Annotated in this window: 12 protein-coding genes; 5 read left to right on the top strand and 7 right to left on the bottom strand. The window is 53.7% G+C overall.

Annotated features, from left to right (window positions below):
* Window positions 1–79: 79 nt before the first annotated feature.
* Together nagB and RIC19_RS20155 are read right to left on the bottom strand one after the other, a co-directional pair.
* Window positions 80–2083, bottom strand: a complete 2004-nt coding sequence (nagB, locus tag RIC19_RS20160; protein WP_350180169.1) for a glucosamine-6-phosphate deaminase — start codon at window positions 2081–2083, stop codon at window positions 80–82.
* 44 nt (window positions 2084–2127) lie between these two features.
* Window positions 2128–3081, bottom strand: a complete 954-nt coding sequence (locus tag RIC19_RS20155; RefSeq protein ID WP_350180168.1) for an ROK family protein — start codon at window positions 3079–3081, stop codon at window positions 2128–2130.
* A gap of 302 nt (window positions 3082–3383) precedes the next feature.
* Here RIC19_RS20155 and RIC19_RS20150 point away from each other — a divergent pair, with 302 nt between their 5' ends.
* Entirely contained in the window at window positions 3384–4469 is a 1086-nt protein-coding gene (locus RIC19_RS20150) for a substrate-binding domain-containing protein (protein ID WP_350180167.1), read from the top strand.
* 187 nt (window positions 4470–4656) lie between these two features.
* On the opposite strand, the gene RIC19_RS20145 is transcribed toward RIC19_RS20150, so the two are convergent.
* The 5 genes from RIC19_RS20145 to RIC19_RS20125 are packed head-to-tail and all read right to left on the bottom strand — an operon-like array spanning window position 4657 to window position 10574.
* Window positions 4657–6306: a DUF8485 domain-containing protein gene (locus RIC19_RS20145; RefSeq protein WP_350180166.1), complete on the bottom strand. Its 1650-nt coding sequence runs from the start codon at window positions 6304–6306 to the stop codon at window positions 4657–4659.
* A 20-nt stretch (window positions 6307–6326) separates the two neighbouring features.
* Entirely contained in the window at window positions 6327–6458 is a 132-nt protein-coding gene (locus tag RIC19_RS20140; protein WP_350180165.1) for a hypothetical protein, read from the bottom strand.
* Window positions 6424–7506: a carbohydrate-binding family 9-like protein gene (locus RIC19_RS20135; RefSeq protein ID WP_350180164.1), complete on the bottom strand. Its 1083-nt coding sequence runs from the start codon at window positions 7504–7506 to the stop codon at window positions 6424–6426. Before RIC19_RS20135 ends, RIC19_RS20140 begins: the two co-directional genes overlap by 35 nt.
* Window positions 7503–9806, bottom strand: coding sequence for a GH92 family glycosyl hydrolase (locus RIC19_RS20130; protein ID WP_350180163.1), 2304 nt, complete (start codon window positions 9804–9806; stop codon window positions 7503–7505). Before RIC19_RS20130 ends, RIC19_RS20135 begins: the two co-directional genes overlap by 4 nt.
* Before the next feature lie 18 nt (window positions 9807–9824).
* Entirely contained in the window at window positions 9825–10574 is a 750-nt protein-coding gene (locus tag RIC19_RS20125; protein ID WP_350180162.1) for a DeoR/GlpR family DNA-binding transcription regulator, read from the bottom strand.
* A gap of 261 nt (window positions 10575–10835) precedes the next feature.
* Here RIC19_RS20125 and RIC19_RS20120 point away from each other — a divergent pair, with 261 nt between their 5' ends.
* The 4 genes from RIC19_RS20120 to RIC19_RS20105 are packed head-to-tail and all read left to right on the top strand — an operon-like array spanning window position 10836 to window position 20098.
* Window positions 10836–13370 carry a beta-mannosidase gene (locus tag RIC19_RS20120; RefSeq protein ID WP_350180161.1) on the top strand — a complete coding sequence of 845 codons (2535 nt, stop codon included), beginning with the start codon at window positions 10836–10838 and terminating at the stop codon, window positions 13368–13370.
* Between the two features lie 14 nt (window positions 13371–13384).
* Window positions 13385–16417: a GH92 family glycosyl hydrolase gene (locus tag RIC19_RS20115; RefSeq protein WP_350180160.1), complete on the top strand. Its 3033-nt coding sequence runs from the start codon at window positions 13385–13387 to the stop codon at window positions 16415–16417.
* A gap of 4 nt (window positions 16418–16421) precedes the next feature.
* On the top strand, window positions 16422–18764 hold the full coding sequence (locus tag RIC19_RS20110; RefSeq protein ID WP_350180159.1) for a GH92 family glycosyl hydrolase: 2343 nt from the start codon (window positions 16422–16424) through the stop codon (window positions 18762–18764).
* The gene (locus RIC19_RS20105; RefSeq protein WP_350180158.1) at window positions 18761–20098 is read left to right on the top strand and encodes a sulfatase family protein; all 1338 of its coding nucleotides are present in this window, start codon (window positions 18761–18763) and stop codon (window positions 20096–20098) included. The genes RIC19_RS20110 and RIC19_RS20105 overlap by 4 nt, the downstream gene beginning before the upstream one ends.
* The last annotated feature ends 5 nt before the right edge of the window (window positions 20099–20103 follow it).

The following is a 20103-nucleotide window of genomic DNA, read 5'->3' as shown; positions in this document are numbered from 1 at the left end:
CAAAAGAAGGAAGGCGTACGGCCTTCCTCCCTGAAAAATAGTGTATGAAACTTAAATTCTAATATAAGCCAACATACCCTTAGGCCTTAGCTTTTGCCTTTTCCCCTTTGGGAGTGGGCTTTGAAGCGGCTTTTGGGGCATAGGAAGGCTTCCCGGATGTTTGCCAGTCAAATTTCCAGCGGCTGAAAGCTTCCATCGCTTCGTATTCTGCCAGGCCCAGTGAGCGGTACTCGTTGGCCAGGTATTTATTTCGGTCTTCGGCACGCTGCCAGAACTCCCGGGTATCATTGCCCGGGAAGGGCGGCCGGTCCTTTTGCGATTGGTGCATAAAGATGGCATCCCGCTTCTTGAGCAGCTCCACCGGGCTGACCGGTACGGCCATTTCGATTTCGTGAACGGGCCACTCGTGCCAGGCCCCGCGGTACAGCCATAGCCAGGCATCCCGGGCCCAGTCTTCTCCTTTTACCAGGTCGTAAGCCTGGAAGATAGCATCGAGGCAGGTGGCGTGCGTGCCATGCGGGTCTGCAAGGTCGCCCGCTGCATAGACCTGATGGGGCTTGATATCCTGCATCAAATCTACAATGATCTGAATATCCTGGTCACCAAGCGGCTTTTTCCGGGTGCGGCCGGTTTCGTAGAAAGGCATGTCCAGGAAGTGGATGTGTTCGTCGGGCAGGCCGCAGAGCCTTGCGCCGGCTCTGGCTTCCCCTCTTCTGACGAGCCCCTTCACCAGGCGGGTTTCCCGGGCGGCGACTTCCTCGGCGTCTTTGGTAATTACCTGTTTCAACATCTGCTTCACCCGGGTTTCGAGCCCTTGGTAGTCCTCTTTTTCGGCGTCCATCAGCTCCAGGCAGAATTCCAGGAAATGACGGGCATGATGGTCGTGCACAGCAATATTCCCGGAGGTCTGATAGGCAACGTGTACTTCGTGCCCCTGATCGACCAAACGCTGGAAAGTACCGCCCATCGAGATGACGTCGTCATCGGGGTGAGGGCTAAAGATAATGACGCGCTTTTGGGAAGGCGACTTGCGCTCCGGCCTTGTCGTGTCATCCGCATTGGGTTTGCCTCCCGGCCAGCCTGTAATGGTATGCTGCAGGCGGTTGAATATCCGGATGTTGATGTTGTAGGCTGATGCATGCTCAATGGTCAGGTCGCTCAGCCCATTCTCTGCGTAGTCCTCAGTGGTGAGTTTGAGGATAGGCTTTTGTGTTTGCCTGGATAACCAGATGACCGCCTTGCAGATGAGGTCTTCGTCCCAGTTGCAAATCCCGACCAGCCAGGGGGCTTCAAAACGAGTTAGCAGCTCGGCCGCGCCATAGTCGAGATGAACGCTCACATCAGGGTGCTTCTGAAGAAAGGTGGAAGGGATATTTGGCGTAACCTCTCCCTCTATTGCTTTTTGGAGCACAGCGGCTTTGTGCTGCCCCCAGCCAAGGAGGAAGATCTTCCGGGCGTCCATAATCGTCTTAATCCCCATCGTAATGGCCCGGTAGGGGATGTTCTCCTCCCGGTCGAAGTCTTTGGCGGCATCTCTGCGGGTCAGGGCATCGAGGCGCACCATCCGGGTAACGGAGTTCTCCCAGGAGCCCGGCTCGTTGAACCCAATGTGGCCAGTCCGGCCAATACCGAGCAGCTGTATATCGATGCCGCCATAGTACTTAATTTTGCGTTCATACTCCTCGCAGTAGGCTTCTACTTCGTCCATATCCAGCGTGCCGTCCGGGATGTGGACGTTCTTGCGCTTGATGTCGATATGATCAAAAAGGTGTTCATTCATGAAGCGCACGTAGCTCTGACGAGCGTCGGGCAGCATGGGATAGTATTCATCAAGGTTGAAGGTGATGACATTCTCAAAGCTAAGGTCTTCTTCTTTGTGCATGCGCACCAGCTCCCGGTACACCTGAATAGGAGAGGAGCCGGTCGCCAGCCCCAGTACAATGTGCTTGTTTTCCTGCTGCCGCTGCCGGATTGCCAGGGCAATAGACTTTGCTGCATGAACGGAGCCATCCGTAGCTTTAGGCCAGACTTTAGTTGGCATCTTTTCTACAGATCGTAACTGGTATTTCAGGAAATTCCTCATAAGTGAACTTGGATTTTCTATTTAGATTTTTTGCTTGTGTCTTTTCATAGTACAGGTAAGCCCAGGTAGACTTGTGCTGCTGCGCCCAGAGTACCAGCATTATCGGCTCCCAGCCAGGAAACTTCCACAGGGACTTTACTCCGAAAAGCAGGAAGCAGTTGCTCATCCATGTGGTACGCTACGCGTTCGGCCAGCATGGGCCCGGCATTGGAAAGCCCGCCCGATAAAAAAATACCTTCCGGGTCGAGCTGAAGGACTACTGATGCCAGGGCATGCCCCAGGCAGCGGGCCAGGTTTTCCAGTGCCATTTGCGCAAGGGGGTCGCCCGCTCCTGCAGCCTGCACGATGACTCTTGCGGTAAGCGCCGATTGTGGCAGTTCCCGCAAAGCACTGGGAAGGATCTCCTGTCCCATCAATTCCTGGCAGGTCCTGCGCAGGCCGGTCGCTGAGGCGTAGGTTTCCAGGCAGCCGTTGCGCCCGCAAAAGCATTTACGCCCGTTTGGGACAGCAATGGTATGCCCCATTTCGCTGGCCAGTCCGTGCCCGCCTGCTACTATTTTGTCATTGATATAAAAAGCACTGCCCAACCCGGTGCCCAGCGATACGAGTACAAAATTCTCCATTTGCCGGGCGCCGCCCCACATCTTTTCTCCTAATGCTGCGGCAGTGGAGTCTTTGACTAAGACTGTGTGCGCACACAGTCTTTCTGATAAAAAATCCCGGATAGGGAAAGGAGCCGAAAAAGGAAGGTTGACCGCATAGCTGATGTACCCGGTAACCGGGTCACAGCCAGGGGCACCTACACCAATACCTTCCAGCGGGTAGGGGGCAGACTGCAATAATTGCTCAACGGCATCCACCAGCGCATCCTGATAACCGGTTGCGGTATGCCCCTGTGTTGGAAAAGCCGCACGCTTTAAAATAGCCCCGGTACGGTCTACCAGGCTCAGCTTGGTACTTGTCCCCCCGATGTCTACACCTAGCGCTAGTATGCTCAAGATAATGATTGATTATCGCTCCTGCTTCGAGAGCGGTGCTTTGACAAAATTATGCTTTCATTATCAAAAGTATAATTTTTTCTACTATTATGCGAGTAATTTGAAATATTTTAACGCTGTGTTCGGACACATGTCCAATTTTATACGTATTATAGCAGCTATGCCTACTCATCCGGCTGTTGGACATGCGGTTGCCGCATTGTGAATTTGTAAGCGCTTATTGGGATTTTGCTTTTGGAGCGAACGCGCGCGAGGCTGAAATCCTAACAAGCTCTAAGAAAGGCAACAATCTAAAAGGATCAATGGGAAAACGAATTCGAATCAAAGACATTGCTGAAAAGGCAAAGGTCTCGACGGGGACTGTAGACCGTGTTATACATAACCGGGGCAACGTTTCGCCTGAAAAACGGGCCAAAGTGAAATCGGTCATGGAAGAGTTGGGCTACGAACCTAATATCATTGCCCGTACGCTGGCCACCCGCCGGGTGTTGCACATTGCGCTGTTATTGCCTGACCCCTCTATTGACCCTTATTGGGAGCTTCCCAATACCGGGGTGGAAAAGGCCTGGCAGTCTGTCCGGCATTACGGGGTGGAGCTCGAACCCTTTTATTTCAACCTATTTGATCAGGCTGATTTTGCCAAAAAGGCGGCAATTGCCCTTAAGGCTAAACCGGAGGCTATTGTCTTCCCGCCAGTCTTCCTGAAAGCGGCCAATGAACTGCTGCAGGAGTGTGCCTGCCGGGGCATTACCGTGTCTTTGTTCAATACCGAGCTTTCCGGTGAGAACGTACTGACCTACGTCGGCCAAAACTCTTACCAAAGTGGGGTGCTGGCGGGCAAACTGCTGAGCTTTAGCATGGGGCAGTCCGACCGGGTGGCGGTGGTCAATCTGAGCAAAGAGCCTGCCAATGCGAAGCACCTTAGTGATAAAGCCCGGGGGCTGGAAGACTACTTTGAAACTCAGGGGCTGGGCGGTAGCAACCGGGTAGAGAAAGTCGTGTTTGAAGAGTTTGAAGACAAAGCCGCACTCCGGGCGTTCCTGCTTGACCTTCTGCAGGCGCAGCCCGAACTCAAGGGTTTTTTCGTGACCAACTCCCGCGCTTATAAGATCATCGACGCTTTGGGGCCGGAAGCCCTGAAGGATATGCGCATAGTTGGCTTCGACCTGCTGCCGGAAAATATTGCCTATCTCCAAAAAGGAGCCATTCAGTTTCTGATCAACCAAAACCCGGTAGAGCAGGGCTATCTGAGCCTGACCAGCTTGGTGCAAAAATTAATATTTGATAAAAAGGTGGAGCCTATTCAATATTTGCCATTGGACATTGTGGTGGCAGAAAATGCCCGCTACTACCTGGAACGGGAAGAAAAGTACGCGTTGGTGGTTTAGGGTATGTTTGGAGGTGATTTGCAACGTAGAGGTGCTCCAAATATAGCATCTCTTAAGCGTGTTGGGACTTTTGTCTTCTAGTCGGAAACTAACATTTTTTTGGTTAGACGAGGTACGAAAACCGGAGTTAAATGAGGATTTTCGGGACGAAGTATAAGCAAACCGATTATTAAAGTCCCAACACGCTCTAAGTCTGCCCCGGCCGGATTTCGATCAAAACAGCCTGGGTTCCCTTCGTCGCGTTCCAGGTAATCTGCTCAAGCATGGCTGGCAGGAGCACCACTTGCCCAAACTGTAGTTGGTAGGTTTGCCCTTGCCCGTAGTTCAGCTGGGCGGTTTGCCCTTCCGCTATGCAAATGGCACGTACTTTACCAGTACCGGGCAGTGTTAATTGCGTACCGCCCGGGAGTTGGTGCAGCCGCAGGAAGTGATCTTCATAGGGCTCGGCATCAAGCGATTGAGTAAGACCGGACTGCGGCGGCAGGCTTTGAAGAGGGAGGGCAGCCGGTGCCGCCGGAATGGATAAATGCGGTTGCTGACCGGTTTTCTTGCTGATCAGTTGCTGCCGGAAAAAGGGCGTAGCTATACCGATATTCAGAAGCTGGCAGCCGGTGCCTGTACTGTGTAGCATCCCGGAGGGTATGGCGACCACCGCTCCCTGTTTAACCGGCAGGGCTTGTAGCAGTGTGCTCCAGCGTTTCTCCGAAGGCATTTCTTGTAAATTAAGAGCTACCGTTTGCTCTTGGGCAGTCCCTGCCTGCCCGCCTGCCAGGAGCGTCGCATTTTTTCGGGCTTTAACGGCGTAGTAATAGTCCTGATGCCGGGCTGTTTTCCCAAAGTGTTCCACCATAGCCGCCGGAGTAGGGTAGTAGTTGATATCATGGAGCTGCTGCTGCAGGTGGTCAAAAAACTGAATATAGAAAGGCAACCGGTCCCCGTAAGTGTCCCGGATCTCTGGCCCGAGGAGCCTGGAAGAATGGCAGAACAGCAAATTGACGACCGGTGTCTCCAGAAGCTGATCACAAATTTTAAACAAGAGATTGTCTTCTTCCATCCGGAGGTGGAAATTGACGCTCAGCTCGCCGGGATTGTTCCTGTTGCCTTGCCCGTCCCAAAGCTCAGGGTCGAAGAAGGGCGAGGGCGAAAGCGGCTGCTGCAGAGCGAGCTCAAAGCCGCGCCTGAGGGCATCGCCTTCCACCATTTTGGGGCGTTGCCAGTTGTTGGTCTCCAGGACATAGTCGCAGTTCGGCAATAGTTCCTGTTTGATATGGTCGCCCAGGGGCCAGTCAATAAAGTAGCTCCAGGCATATTGCAAGGGGTGGCTCAGTTCGCGGTTGTCCACACCAATATTGGTGATATCCTTGCGCCTTAGCCGCTGTATGAGCTCGTACCGTGATACATCAGAGTAGACGAGCACATCGGGCGTAGCTACCAAATGAGCACCTACACCGTGGACAAGAATGACACCGGTTTCGATTGCTGCGATGGTTTCCTGAATGGAGGACAGCTTCTGCGGGTCAAAGTAGGAGGCCACTGTGGTAGGCAGGTTGGCATCCGCTCTTGGGCTTTTGGCAAAAGCTGCCCCAATGCGCTGTCGGATATCATTCTCTTCCAGAAAGAGGTCTTCTGCCCGGCAGACCACATTGGGCGACAGCGCAGATTTCAGAAACCCCATGTCAATATTGGCATAGGTGCCGGGGTAGCATTCCACGGCAAGTATGGTTTTAACTTTGCCCATCCGCTGCAGGTGTTGCTGCAGAGCGTGGCCAATAGCCGGCCAGCCGCCCCAGCAGGCGCCTTCAGAGTCGGGTACTTCAATGTATGGTGGTTGTTGCATCCGTGGCTTGTTTTTTATACTTAGGCCTTGGGGTTGAGCACCAGCTTGCCATTGACGAGGTTGCTGACGTTGTCCGCTGCAAGTGCACCTGCACCGGGGTGTTTGATGAAAGTTCGCTTATTCTTGTGCTTCAGTTGGATGGATCTGGTCAATCTTGCCGTCTTCACGGATGCGTACCTTGAGGTCACCGAGCTCGTAAAGGGCGATAAAGTAATCGGCTCCGGCGATGACTGTAATGGGTTCTCCCGCCAGGCCCAGCTGACTCGGGTCGTCGGTGTAAGCCCCGTGGGTTTCGTGCCAGTCGTTTTGCTTGTAGTAGAGCTGCCGCAATTGCCAGCGGATGGCTTCCAGATTGGGCTGCCCGTTGAAGCGGATGCGCTTGCCCGGGGGCGTATTGGAAAACTGTACGAGCCCCCAGGTTTCCGGCTGATGCATGGCAATAGCGCCCTGAGGCGACCAGACCCAGTTGTGCTCCGGGTAGGGAGCACCAGTAGCAGGGTCTGTTTTCTTTTGATACCCTTTGCCATTGGCTTCAGTTTGCCACTGTACTCTGGAAAAATTGACCCGCCAGATTTCCTGGTCGTTTGGTGGCCCGGGATGGGGAGCCAGCTCTTCCAGTACTGACCAGGGTAAAGCCAGTTCTACGGTCCAGCTCTTATCTTCGTCATCTGGGTTGTTGAGCGTGCCGTTCAGGTGCACGCCCGATTGGAGCCCCCTGATGTCCCATGCATCAATGGGCTGCCCGCCATCGCGGTATGGCCGGGTGAGAATGAGGTCCCAAATAGTCCCCAGGGCATTGATTTCCAGTTCATAATAGTGGTGAGTGTCACCGTCCGGGTCGATAAAGACCTCAAAGTCGTTTTCATGAAAAATGACCATGTCTCTTTGGTCGTAGGTAGCCCAGAGGTGAGGTTCTTCAAGCTCTACGGCAATGTAGAAATACTGCGAGTCCCAGAGCATTTTAACCTGTGTATCGTAGTAGGGCAGGGGCTTGATCGTACCTTCAATATCAATGAATTTGTCGGTTGACGGGGCTTGCTTCCAGGCTTTTTCCTCCAACTTGCCGTCGATCTCCAGCGGGGTATCCACATACTGGCAGACGTACTGACGGGGATTGAATGTGTACAGGTCATGTTGTTGTGCCTTCAGGCCGGTGTGCAGGGCTAGTACAGCTACTATTACGTATAAACTTCGCATCATTTTTTCTTTTTTGGTTTGGTAGTCAGTTCCATTTGCAGAGTGCCTCCTTCGGTCAGCTCTTGATGGCTTAAGAACAGTCGGTTGAGCGGCTGACCCCTGTAGCGGGCTTTTTGGATATAAATGGCGCCCTTTTCTTTCCGGGGCGCCTGTATGATGAATTCCTGCCCCGGGTAATAGTCTGGGTGCAGCTGCAGGCGGACCTCTTCGAGGACAGGGGTGAACAGGGCGTAGTCCATATCGGCCGGGCAGACCGGGTAGATGCCCATCATGCTGAATGCGAGCCAGGTAGACAAGGTGCCGGTGTCGTCATTGCCGGGAATGCCGCCGGGCGTATTGGTATAGTGCTGTTCGATGATGTCCAGCACCTGTTGCTGCGTGCGCCATTCGGCTCCGGGCACATAGTTGTAAAGGAAAGGGTAAGTGATGTCCGGCTCATTGGCAACATCGTACTGCTCCTCTGCAAAGCAGGTGGACAAAGCCTCCACAAATGCAGCACCGCCGCCCAGCGTATCGATGAGGAAAGGGATATCGTGGGGCACGTAAAACCGGTATTGCCAGGCTGTACCTTCCACAAATCCGGTTACCGGCTCGAAGTTTTTTCCTTCTTCCGGGTCAAAATTTTCATAGAACTGCCCATTGGCATATTTCGGCCGTAGCATCCCCGTTTCGGGGTCCAGGTAGTTGAGGTAGCCCTTTGCCCGGTTTTCCAGTATTTTGGCATTTTCCGTTTTGCCTAGCGCTTTGGCCAGCTGAGCAAGTGTCCAGTCTGAGAGGTAATATTCCAATGCCGTAGAGACGCTGCCGCCATATAGGTCTTCCCCATCCATCGGGATATAACCGAGGTCCGCATAGGCATCAAAATCAGGTCGAAGGGCATTTTCTTTTTCAGGCGTGGTGGCCGCTTTCCAGGCTGCTGTATAAGCCTTTTCAATATCAAATCCTCTAATACCCCGCAGATAGGTGTCTGCAATTACCGGGGTACCGGGGTCACCAACCATAACATTGGTTTCCATTCCGAGTAATTCCCATTTAGGCAGCCAGCCGTTTTCCTCGTACATATCGACCATCGTTTGCACCATTTCTTCCTGTAGGTCCGGGTAAAGCAGGCTGAGCAGGGGATGTACATTCCGGTAGGTATCCCATAGCGAAAATACCGTATACCGGTTGCGCCCGTTTTCCATTTTACCGACTCCGGGCTGCCCCATCAGGGGGTACTCCCCATTCACATCCTGCAGGATATTGGGGTGGATGAGGCTGTGGTAGAGTGCCGTGTAGAATAGGGTCTTTTGCTCGTCGGTGCCTTTCACCTGCGCCCGCCCCAGCAGGTCATCCCAACGGGTTTTGCTGGCTTGCCTGACCCGCTCAAAGTCGAAGCCTGGCTGCTCGGCTTCCAGATTGGCCCGGGCATTCTCAATACTGACGTAGGAAATGCCCAGCTTGACCTCGATCACTTCCCCCGCTTCTGTGTCAAAAGAAAAGTACGCACCAATATCGTCCCCGGCCATTTCCTGCATGAATTCTTCGTAGGGTTTCCAGGTATTATTGTACTTCGTCCATTCGCCTTCGGGGCCCTGATAAGCCGGCATTTTCTTCCAGGTACCAAAAGACTGTGCCGGGCGGCTCAACCGGGCTACGAAATAGACCGGGCGCACGTCTTCCGGGTTGTAGCAAAAAGTGCCGATCATGCGGTAGCCCTCCACTTCCTGTGGTGAGTTGATCTTGACCATACCGCCGGTCTCGTTGGTCAGGCCGAGCCCAAGATTAAGTAAAACATGGGATTCACCGGCAGGAAAGGTGTACCGGCTGATGCCTGTACGCAGGGTGCTGCTGACTTCTGCCTGTACATCGTATTTATCCAGTTGGCAGCTGTAATAGCCGGGCGAGGCTTCTTCCTCACGGTAGGTGCTGCCGTAGGTGGCGGGGTCGAAGTTGCGCTCACCAGTTGTGGGCATTAGCAACAGGACGCCCAGCTCCGGGCAACCCACGCCACTAAGATTGGCATGGCTAAAGCCGGTGAGGAAGCCATTCTCCTGAATGTAAGACCGGGAATTCCAGCCGGCATCCTTTTTAGTGGGGTTCTCTGAATCTGTGCCGTAAGCCACGTTAAAGGGGGTTACGGATGCCAGCGCGTGGGGGTACTGCGCGCCGGGATGGGTGGCGCCAAAGTTAGACGTGCCAATAAAAGGATTGACCCAGTCTGATGGAGATTGTGCGTGACTGGCAGTGTACAGGGTACAAAACAACAGCACCATTTTGAGAACTTGCAGGTATTGCCGAACCAGCTGCGGTTTTCTTAGCATGAGGTGGTCACTTTTGAATTATAGAATATGTAGTTCCTGACTGATCAGGCCGGCAAGTGGGGCATCCTCCGGCATCAAATCGGTGATTAGGGTGGAAAATCCAGTGGTTTTAGCAACCTTAAAGGGTTGTATTTGCCCCAGGTGCTCAGAAGGGCAGCAGATAGCGGCCCGGGCAGCAGATGCAATCATGGCTTTTTTGACGATGGCGAGGTCGCGGTTGCTGCTCGTCAGGCCTATGGTTTCGTGCAAACTGGAAGCATTGATGAGGCAAAGGTCGGCGTGAAGCTCTTCTATGGCCCGAATGACCTCAATGCCGCTGGTCAGTCGGTTGCGGCCAGTTACTTTGCCCCCAAGTAAATAAGTGTGCACGTTGGGCAACGTCGCCATGCGGTCTGCTGCGGCAATTGAATTGGTGAATATTGAAAGCGTCAGCTCTGCCGGCAACTGATCAATAAGTGCGAGGGTGACGGGGCCGCCATCGATAAGTAGGACCATGCCTTCCCGGAGCAGCGTAGTGGCTTTCTGAGCAATCAGCGTGGCCTCCGGGCTGGGCGTGCCGTTCTGCCGGTACACGGCTTCCGGGGTTTTGGGGTTGGCCAGGGCACCACCGTGGACTTTCTTGATGAAGCCGCCTTCTGCCAGCTCACGGAGGTCCCGCCGCACGGTATCTTCCGAAACGCTGAGGTGTTCGCTCAGTTCCGTGGATTTAATTTTGTTGCGCAGATTGATGATTTCCAAAATCATGCTCTGCCGTTCTTCCTTTAGCATAGTCCAATTATTGCGGCAGCTCATTGCGCGGTTTGGTCATCAGGGCTACCGGTTAGTCAGGACTAAAGTAAATAAAAAAGTTGCATTTTTTTTCTTGTTTGTGCGGGTTTGTGTTTAAGTCGGCAAAAAAAATGCGCTTTATTGCTGTTTTTGGCTTTTTTTGTTAATTTCATTGCTCATTATCATCAAGCTATGCACGAAAGCCCAAACGAATTGCTCCGACGGTTCTTCAGGTAAAGTGTACTAACTCTTATTTACGCTATGTCGCACGCTAGTCATCACCAAAGAACAGTTCCCGAAGCAACGCCAACCATTGAGCGCTCCCTTTTGCTTCAAAATTGGGCCTTCCGAAAAGCGGGAGACAAGGAATGGCTGCCTGCAAAGGTGCCCGGCAACAATTTCTCTGACTTGCTCCGGCATGGCATTATTCCGGACCCCTTTTACAGAGCCCACGAAGCAGACCTGCAGTGGATTGAAAAAGAGGACTGGGAGTATAAAATGGTGTTTGAGGTTGAAGCCAACCGGCTAAGCCTGCAACAGCAGTTGCTGATTTTCTACGGGCTGGACACTTACGCTGAGGTGTTTCTGAATGATCAACTTTTGCTGGAAGGGTACAATATGTTCCTGGGCTACGAAGTGGATGTGAAGACTTTCCTGAAAGCAGGACCGAATGAATTGCGGATCCGTTTCAGGTCGCCCATCCGGGAGGTAAAGGCACAGGCCGAAGCCGCCGGTTTTACCTATCCGGCCGGCAATGACCATGCTGAGGAAAAATTGAGCGTATTTACCCGTAAGGCCCCCTATCACTACGGATGGGACTGGGGCCCTCGTTTTGTCACTTCAGGTGTCTGGCGCCCGGTAGAATGGTTGAGTTTTGACCTGGCGCGGCTAAAGACGGCTAATTTGGTCACAAAGTCGCTCACAGCGCAGGGCGGTATAGCCTTGGCAGAAGTGGTTGTTGAAGCTGTTGTTGCGGGCGATTATACCCTGTCCCTCGATATCGCTCAGGGGCGTTGGCAGTTTGAGCGCCCCATTTACCTGGAGGCAGGCGAAAACAAGATCACTTTTGAGGTGGAGCTGGAGGTGGCAGCGCAGTGGTGGCCCCGGACCTGGGGCAACCCGGTGCTTTATGATCTGGACTGGCAATTGAAGCATGCAGCGGTGCCGGTGGACCAGAAAAGCGGGCGCTTTGGCTTGTGCACCATAAAATTGGTCCGGGAAGCAGATAAGGAAGGGCACAGCTTTTATTTTGAAGTGAACGGGCAGCCTATTTTTGCCAAAGGAGCAAATTATATCCCGCAGGACAGTTTTCTGGACCGGCCCACTGAGGCCCATTACCGTAAGGTCTTTGAGGATATGGCTGCGGCCAATATGAATATGGTGCGCGTATGGGGCGGTGGCATTTACGAAGCCGACCTGTTCTACGACCTGGCCGATGAGTACGGTATTATGGTCTGGCAGGATTTTATGTTTGCCTGTACGATGTACCCCGGCGACCCTGGTTTTATCGAAAATGTGAAGGAAGAGGCACTGTATAATATCCACCGCTTGAAGGGGCACCCCAGTTTAGCCCTTTGGTGCGGCAACAATGAAATTGCGGTAGGTTGGCAGTACTGGGGCTGGCAGGAAGAATACGGCTACAACGAAGAAAACTGCCGGTTGATGGCCTCTGACTATGAGCGGTTATTTGAAGCGGTGCTGCCGGAGCTGGTCTTTGAGCATGACGCTACGCGGGATTACCTGCCTTCTTCGCCCATCTATGACTATTCGGATCACGAAAACTACAGCGAAGGGGATGTCCACTACTGGGGCGTCTGGCACGAGGAGGCCCCGTTTTCGACCTACAAATGGGCGGTGCCCCGCTTTATGAGCGAGTATGGCTTTCAGTCGTTCCCTTTATTGGACTCCGTCAAACGCTACGCTGAACCTGAAGACTGGTCGATAGAATCGCCGGTGATGCAATTGCACCAAAAGCACCCGAGGGGCAACGGGATCATCCGGAAGTACTTACTGGAGCACTATCGGGCGCCCAAAGATTTCGAGTCTTTCCTGTACCTCAGCCAATTGTTACAGGCTGAAGGTATCCGGATCGCCATAGAGGCGCACCGCAAAGCCAAGCCTTTCTGCATGGGCACGCTGTACTGGCAACTCAACGACTGCTGGCCGGTGGCTTCCTGGTCGGGCATCGACTACTATGGCCAGTGGAAGGCGCTGCACTATGCTGTTCGTCAGGCTTTTAGCCCACTGTTGGTAGTGCTGGAAACCGAGACGGAAGAATGGATAGCCACTGTCGTTTCTGACTTACCTGAAGAAAAGCACCTGCGCTTCATCGTAGGGCTGTACCGGCTGAAGGGGGAACGCCTGTTGCTCGAAGAAAAGAGGATTACGGTGAAGCCCAATGGCAAAATCTCGCTTGAACTCGACTATTTGAAAGAAGCCGCTGATTCCTATGACCCTGCGGGACTTTGGCTGCGTTTACAATTGGCAGATGGAGGTGCAGTAGCCTACGATCAAACCGCTTATCTGGTACCCGCCCGGTCCCTAAATCTGCCCCAACCCAAAGTCCGTTATACAGTGGAGCCTTCCGGCGCTCAGTTGACGGTGCACCTGCAGTCTGAAGTTCTGGTCAGGGGGCTGCACCTCAGCCTGGAGGGCGTGGCGGGCAACTTTTCTGACAACTTTTTTGACCTGTGCCCCGGCGAGCCTAAAACGGTACAGCTGACCTTGCCGGAGCCACCGGCAGAGGGCTGGCCGCCTATCCGCCTGATGTCTGTTTATGATTCCTATACCGAATAATTCGACAACCAACGATGCTAAAAAACCTAACCTTCTTCTTACTGGCGCTCCTGATGGCCGCTTGTGGTGATGCTCCGCAAGAGCAGGCACCGCCTTCTGGTGAAAAGTACCTGCCATATGTAGACCCCATGATCGGTACCGGCGGCACCGGCCACACATTCCCGGGAGCGACGACACCCTTTGGGATGGTGCAGCTCAGCCCTTCCAACGAGTATAAGTCCTGGGATTATTGCTCCGGCTATCACTACAACGATACCATCGTTAAAGGCTTTGCACATACGCACATTAGCGGGCCTGGCTTGTCCGGCCTGGGGGATATTCTGGTGATGCCGGCCCGGGAGGCGCACACTGGACCTGGAGAGGACGGAAAGGCCGATACGGGCTACCGTGCCCGTTTTTCCCACGATAACGAATCGGCTTCAGCGGGCTATTATAAACTGCTGCTGCACGAGGAAGAAGTACTGGTAGAGCTGACAGCGGGTACGCGCATGGGCTACCACCGTTATACCTTCAATGGGGAGGGCGAGGATTACCTGCTTTTCGACCCTAATCATCAGATTAATGAAAATATCCAGGATACTTACCTGGAACTCATTTCGGATTCCGAAATCGTTGGCTACAAAGATTGTGATGGCTGGTCGGCAGGAGACCGCACGCAGTATTTTTATGCAAAATTTTCTCAACCGGTATCCAGCTTCAATCTGGTTAGAAAAGGCGAGCCGGTTTCAGGGAATAAAGGCAGTGGGAAAGGCTTGCTGGGGCAGGTCCGCTTCGATCTGGCACCCGGTGAAAGCGTGGAAGTCCACCTGGCGCTGTCCTCCATTTCCATAGAGGGCGCCAAAGCCAATTTTGCAGCTGAAGCGGTGAATGATTTTGATCTTGCGCACAAAAATGCCCGCCGGGAATGGGCAAAAGTGCTCGCTAAAATTGAGATTGAGGGCGCGACCGACCGTCAGATGAAGCTGTTTTACACCGGTCTCTACCACGCCTTTATCTCTCCCAACCTCATTTCTGATGCTGATGGGCAATACTACGTCGAGGGCAAAGTGCGGCAAAGTGATATCCCTCAGTACAGCAACTACTCTACCTGGGACACCTACAGGGGGCTGCACCCACTCTTCACCATCATTGAAACCGAGCAGACAGCCGGGTTTGTGAACAGCTTGTCCTCGCGGGTAGCTGTGGAGGATGTAGGGCTGCCGAGCTGGGAATGCCTGGGCTACGACAACCGCTGCATGATTGGGTACAGCGCCGTCTCTCCCGTAGCGGATGCTGTCCTGAAAAATATCCCCGGCGTTAACACCGACGCTGCGTACGAAGCCATCCGGTATGCCGCCTTCGACCGCACAAAGCACAGCATGGTGAGCGATCTGAACGGTATGGACGAATACCTGAAATATGGATATGTGACCGCCGAAACCGGCGCTTCTGTATCCAAAACCACTGAACAAAATTATTGCGATTGGGCGATAGCCCGGGTAGCCGAGAAGCTGGGCAAAACGAAAGACCAAACTTTATTTGACCGCCGTGCGATCGGCTACCGCAATTTTTTTGACCCGCAGACGGGTTATTTTATGCCCATCACGGCTACCGGAGAGCACCTGCTGCTGGATACAACGAAGTGGAATTCCCTCAAAGGGCACTACATTTCCGGCAACATCTGGGCCTACTCGGCTTATTCCCCACATGATATGAAAGGGGTGATGCAGCTTCACGGCGGACGGGAGGCCTATGCGCAGTGGCTACAGGGTGTTTTTCAAAATGAATCGCCCCTTGAAGGGCATCAGCACGTGGATATTTCCGGATTTATCGGGAAGTACGGGCACGGAGATGAGCCCGGCCACCACATGCCTTACCTGTTCAACTACGTAGGCAAGCCCTGGCTGGCACAGCGCTACGTCAATGAGGTGCTGACCACGATGTACCAGCCCAACCCGCAGGAGGGCTTCATCAACAACGAGGATTTGGGGCAGATGTCAGCCTGGTACCTGCTCAGTTCAATGGGGATGTATCAGGTCGCTCCGGGAGATGGCGTGTTCCAGCTTACCGCGCCCCTCCACCCCAAAGCGGTCCTCCACCTGGAAAGCGGAGAGGACTTCACCATCATCGCCAATAATGTGTCGCCTGAGCAAATTTACATTCAGTCGGTTACCCTCAATGGTCAGCCGTACGATAAAAACTATATTGCCTATGAGGCCATCATGCAGGGCGGGGAGCTGGTCTTTGAACTTGGGCCTGAGCCCAATTACAACTGGGGCAGCGATCCGGCAGCGACCTTCCCCGGCGACTTTGAGGACACCGCTGTGGCGGAAATTCCGGTCGTGGGAACGCCTGCGCCATACGATGTGGCACCTGGTGCTTTTTTCCGGACAGGGCGCACCATTGAGCTGGCTTCCAAAAACAAGGACGCTAAGATCTACTACACCCTGGATGGGAGCGAACCGGACGACAGCAGCACGCCTTACAACGGCCCATTCACCATCCGGGAAAACACCACGGTAAAGGCCATCGCCTACGAGGAAGGGCTCAACCCAAGCGCCTTCTTTGAAAAGCCCTATTACCAGAGCGTTCTGGCAGGATTGCCGACTGGTTATCCCAAATACAGCGTAGAGCAAAGCGACTTCCCTTACGGAAAGGAGGGCGCGGAGCTGATTTTTGATCAGGAAATTGGTTCCGAGAGCTACAACGACAACCGCTGGACAGGCATCAAAGACAACATCTTTCTGGATATTGACTTCGGGGAGCCTACTAAAGTCACAGAATTGGAAGTGGGCGCTCTCAAAGATACCCAGTCTTATATTTTCCCACCGGATAAAATAGAGGTGCTGGCAGGGAATCAGCCCGGTGCTTTGCAGCCGATCGGCAGCCTGGACCTGCCGCCTCAGGACGCACACGAGCTTAAAGTATACCGCTACAAGCTCAATCTCGAAGCAGGGCAGTACCGCTACGTAAAAATCAAAGTCTACAACTATGGTTGGCCACCGGCCTGGCACGGTGCCCGGGGTAAAGAGCTGTGGACATTCCTCGATGAAGTGATTCTGAACTAACGTTATGAAGTATACCAGATATTTGATTTTGCTGAGCTGGTTCAGTCTGTGCTTACTGCTGGGCTGCACGACATCAGATACTGCAGGAAGCCCGGGAGCGGGCCCTGTCGATTACGTCAGCTACATCAATCCGCTGATGGGCACTGACTCGGAGTTTAGCCTCTCCAATGGCAATACCTATCCGGCGATTGCGATGCCCTGGGGCATGAACTTCTGGACCCCCATGACCAACAAAATGGGCGACGGCTGGACCTATCAGTACGATGCGTATAAAATCCGGGGCTTCAAACAGACCCATCAGCCGAGTCCGTGGATCAACGATTATGCGGCTTTCTCTCTCATGCCAGTGACCGGTAAGCTGAAGTTTCAGGAGGAGGAGCGGGCGTCCTGGTTTTCGCACAAAGCGGAAACCGTGCAGCCGCATTACTACAAAGTCTACCTGGCTGACTACGATGTGGTCACAGAGATGGCACCCACTGAACGCGCCGTGCAATTCCGTTTCACCTTTCCTGAAACTGATTCTGCCTACATTCTGCTCGATGGTTTCTTCCGGGGCTCGATGGTGAAAATATTGCCGGAAGAGCGGAAGATCATCGGCTACTGCCGCAACAACCACGGTGGGGTGCCTGACAACTTCCACAACTACTTCGTGGCAGAGTTTGATAAAGATTTCACCGTACACCATACCTGGGGCGACGGCTGGCAGCTCATGCCGAATACGTTGGACAACGAAGGCGAGCACGTCGGTGCAATCGTGGGCTTTGCAACGGAGCGGGGAGAGCAGGTACAGGTCAAAGTGGCCTCCTCCTTCATCAGCCCGGAGCAGGCACAACTCAACCTCGACCGGGAAATTGGACAGGCCTCTTTCGAAGCCACCAAACAAGCCGGGCACGACCGCTGGCAGGCTGAGCTGAGCCGCATCAAAGTGTCAGGCGGGAAAGAAGCCGATATACAGACCTTTTACTCCTGTCTCTACCGGTTGCTTTTGTTCCCGCGCCCTTTGCACGAAATTGATGAAAACGGGCAAATCATACACTACAGTCCTTATAACGGAGAAGTCCGCCCCGGGTATCTCTATACCGACAACGGTTTTTGGGATACGTTCCGGGCGGTTTTTCCTTTTTTCAACCTTATGTACCCGGAGCGCAACAGTCAGATCATGCAGGGGCTGGAAAACACTTACGTGGAATCGGGCTGGCTGCCGGAATGGGCAAGCCCCGGGCACCGGGATTGTATGATTGGCTCGAATTCCACCCCCATTATTGCTGATGCTTATCTGAAGGGCGTGGAGGGCTACGATGCGGAACTACTATTAAATGCCATGATGAAGAATGCCGATCAGGATGAAGGGCGTCCGGTACAGTCAGTAGGGCGCGCCGGTGTGGATTATTACAACAAGCTGGGGTACGTCCCCTACGATGTGGGCATTAATGAGAATGCCGCCCGTACGCTGGAGTATGCCTACGCTGACTTCACCCTGGCGGAAATGGCTCGCGCCATGGGCAAGACGGATGTGGCTAAACGCTTTTACCAGCAAAGCCAACGCTACCGCAACCTCTTCGACCCGGAAACCGGATGGATGCGCGGTAAATTGGAAAATGGTGAATTCCAATCGCCCTTCAACCCGCTTAAGTGGGGCGATGCTTTCACCGAAGGCAACAGCCTGCATTATACCTGGTCGGTCTTTCACGATATCGCCGGGCTCATGGAGCTGATGGGCGGAGCAGAGCCTTTCGCCAATCGACTGGACGAGGTCTTCAGCATGCCCCCCCAATTTGACGACAGCTACTACGGCTTTACCATACACGAAATACGGGAGATGCAGATTGTGAATATGGGCAACTACGCCCACGGCAATCAGCCCATTCAGCATATGATTTATTTGTACAACTACGCCGGGCAGCCCTGGAAAGCTCAGGCTAAAGCGCGGGAGGTGATGGAAAAGCTCTATCAGCCTACGCCCGACGGTTACTGTGGCGATGAGGACAACGGGCAGACTTCAGCCTGGTTTGTTTTCAGCGCTATGGGCTTCTACCCGGTTTGCCCGGGCACCCCACAGTATGTAATGGGCAGCCCCTTGTTTGAATCGGTAGTGCTGCAACTGGACAACGGACAAACGTTCAATATCAAGGCCCCTGGCAATAGCCCGGAGCAGGTCTACATTCAGCACGCGACCCTCAATGGAGAAGCGCATCCTTTCACCTGTATTGACTACGATGACATTCAGGCTGGCGGTACTCTGCAATTAGAAATGGGCCCTGCGCCCAACCGGGAATGGGCAATTGATACCACCGCCCGCCCGTATTCCCTGTCCACAGACCCTGAACTACAAACATACCTGGAATGATACGTCCCCTACTTGCCTGGTTATTACTTTGCAGCTGGAGTTATGCTACTGGTCAGAACGCCCGGGAAAAGCCTAATGTCATCCTTATTTTTACCGATGATCAGGGTACGTTGGACATGGGTTGTTACGGGGCCCCTGATTTGTATACCCCCAATATGGATGCCCTGGCAGCAAGCGGGGTGCGTTTCACGCAATTCTATGCGGGCTCCTCGGTCTGTTCCCCCTCCCGGGCATCCCTGTTGACCGGGATGACGCCCACTAAAGCCGGGTTGAACAACAACGCTACCTCACAGCCGGGTTCAAATGAGGGCTTGCCTACTGAAGCCTTTACCCTGGCAGAAGCCCTGAAGGCGGAAGGCTATCATACGGCCCACATCGGTAAATGGCACCTGGGCTATCAGCCCGATAAAATGCCCAACGGGCAGGGCTTTGACCACTCCTTCGGGCATATGGGCGGCTGTATTGACAATTACTCCCACTTTTTCTATTGGAATGGCCCCAACCGGCACGACCTCTGGCGCAACGGGGAGGAAGTCTGGCATGACGGCGAGTTTTTTCTCGACCTGATGGAGCAGGAAGCCCATGACTACATCCGGGGTCACCGCGAAGAACCATTCTTCCTGTACTACGCCATTAATATGCCGCATTACCCTCTGCAGGCCAAGTCGCATTGGCGGGACTACTACGCTGAGCTGCCTTCGCCCCGGCGGGAGTACGCTGCTTTTATCAGCACCATTGACGAGAGCCTGGGGCGGCTAATGGATCAACTGGACCGCTACGGGCTAAGAGAAAATACGATTGTCATCCTGCAGTCCGACCACGGGCACAGTACCGAGGCCCGCACCTTTGGCGGAGGAGGGTATGCCGGGCCTTACCGGGGCTGCAAGTTTTCCCTGTTTGAAGCCGGAATACGGGTGCCCGCTATGATCAGCTATCCGAAAGCTATCTCCGCCGGAGCGGTCCGCGATCAAATGGTAGCTGGTATGGATTGGTTCCCCACCATTCTGGATTATGCAGGCGCAAAGTCCGTACCCGGTCATTTGGAGGGGCAATCCCTAAAGGGCGTCATTGAAGATAATACGGCATCGCCCCACATGCATCTGATTTGGGAAGGCCCGGACCGTTGGGCAGTCCGCAAGGGCGACTGGAAGCTGTTGTATGCCCCTATTGATCCGGCCGGTAACCCGGATGCCCCCTGGAGTCCCGTTGTAGATGGTCTATTCCTGGTTAATCTCAAACAAGATATTGGAGAGGCAACGAACCTCATTGAGGCATACCCGGAAAAGGGCGCGGAGTTACAAGCTATCTATCGCCAATGGCTGGCGGATAGATAGAAGAG

It is taken from the genome of Phaeodactylibacter sp., from assembly GCF_040219495.1.
GTDB lineage: Bacteria > Bacteroidota > Bacteroidia > Chitinophagales > Saprospiraceae > Phaeodactylibacter.
Note: the sequence above shows the minus strand (reverse complement) of the source record. Positions and strands in the feature narration are given on the sequence as shown.

Bases quoted from the DNA above. Each gene is read 5' to 3' on its own strand.
- nagB (WP_350180169.1), bottom strand. From the start codon at position 2,083: ATGAGGAATTTCCTGAAATACCAGTTACGATCTGTAGAAAAGATGCCA.
- RIC19_RS20150 (WP_350180167.1), top strand. From the start codon at position 3,384: ATGGGAAAACGAATTCGAATCAAAGACATTGCTGAAAAGGCAAAGGTC.
- RIC19_RS20145 (WP_350180166.1), bottom strand. From the start codon at position 6,306: ATGCAACAACCACCATACATTGAAGTACCCGACTCTGAAGGCGCCTGC.
- RIC19_RS20135 (WP_350180164.1), bottom strand. From the start codon at position 7,506: ATGATGCGAAGTTTATACGTAATAGTAGCTGTACTAGCCCTGCACACC.
- RIC19_RS20130 (WP_350180163.1), bottom strand. From the start codon at position 9,806: ATGCTAAGAAAACCGCAGCTGGTTCGGCAATACCTGCAAGTTCTCAAA.
- RIC19_RS20125 (WP_350180162.1), bottom strand. From the start codon at position 10,574: ATGCTAAAGGAAGAACGGCAGAGCATGATTTTGGAAATCATCAATCTG.
- RIC19_RS20120 (WP_350180161.1), top strand. From the start codon at position 10,836: ATGTCGCACGCTAGTCATCACCAAAGAACAGTTCCCGAAGCAACGCCA.
- RIC19_RS20115 (WP_350180160.1), top strand. From the start codon at position 13,385: ATGCTAAAAAACCTAACCTTCTTCTTACTGGCGCTCCTGATGGCCGCT.
- RIC19_RS20110 (WP_350180159.1), top strand. From the start codon at position 16,422: ATGAAGTATACCAGATATTTGATTTTGCTGAGCTGGTTCAGTCTGTGC.
- RIC19_RS20105 (WP_350180158.1), top strand. From the start codon at position 18,761: ATGATACGTCCCCTACTTGCCTGGTTATTACTTTGCAGCTGGAGTTAT.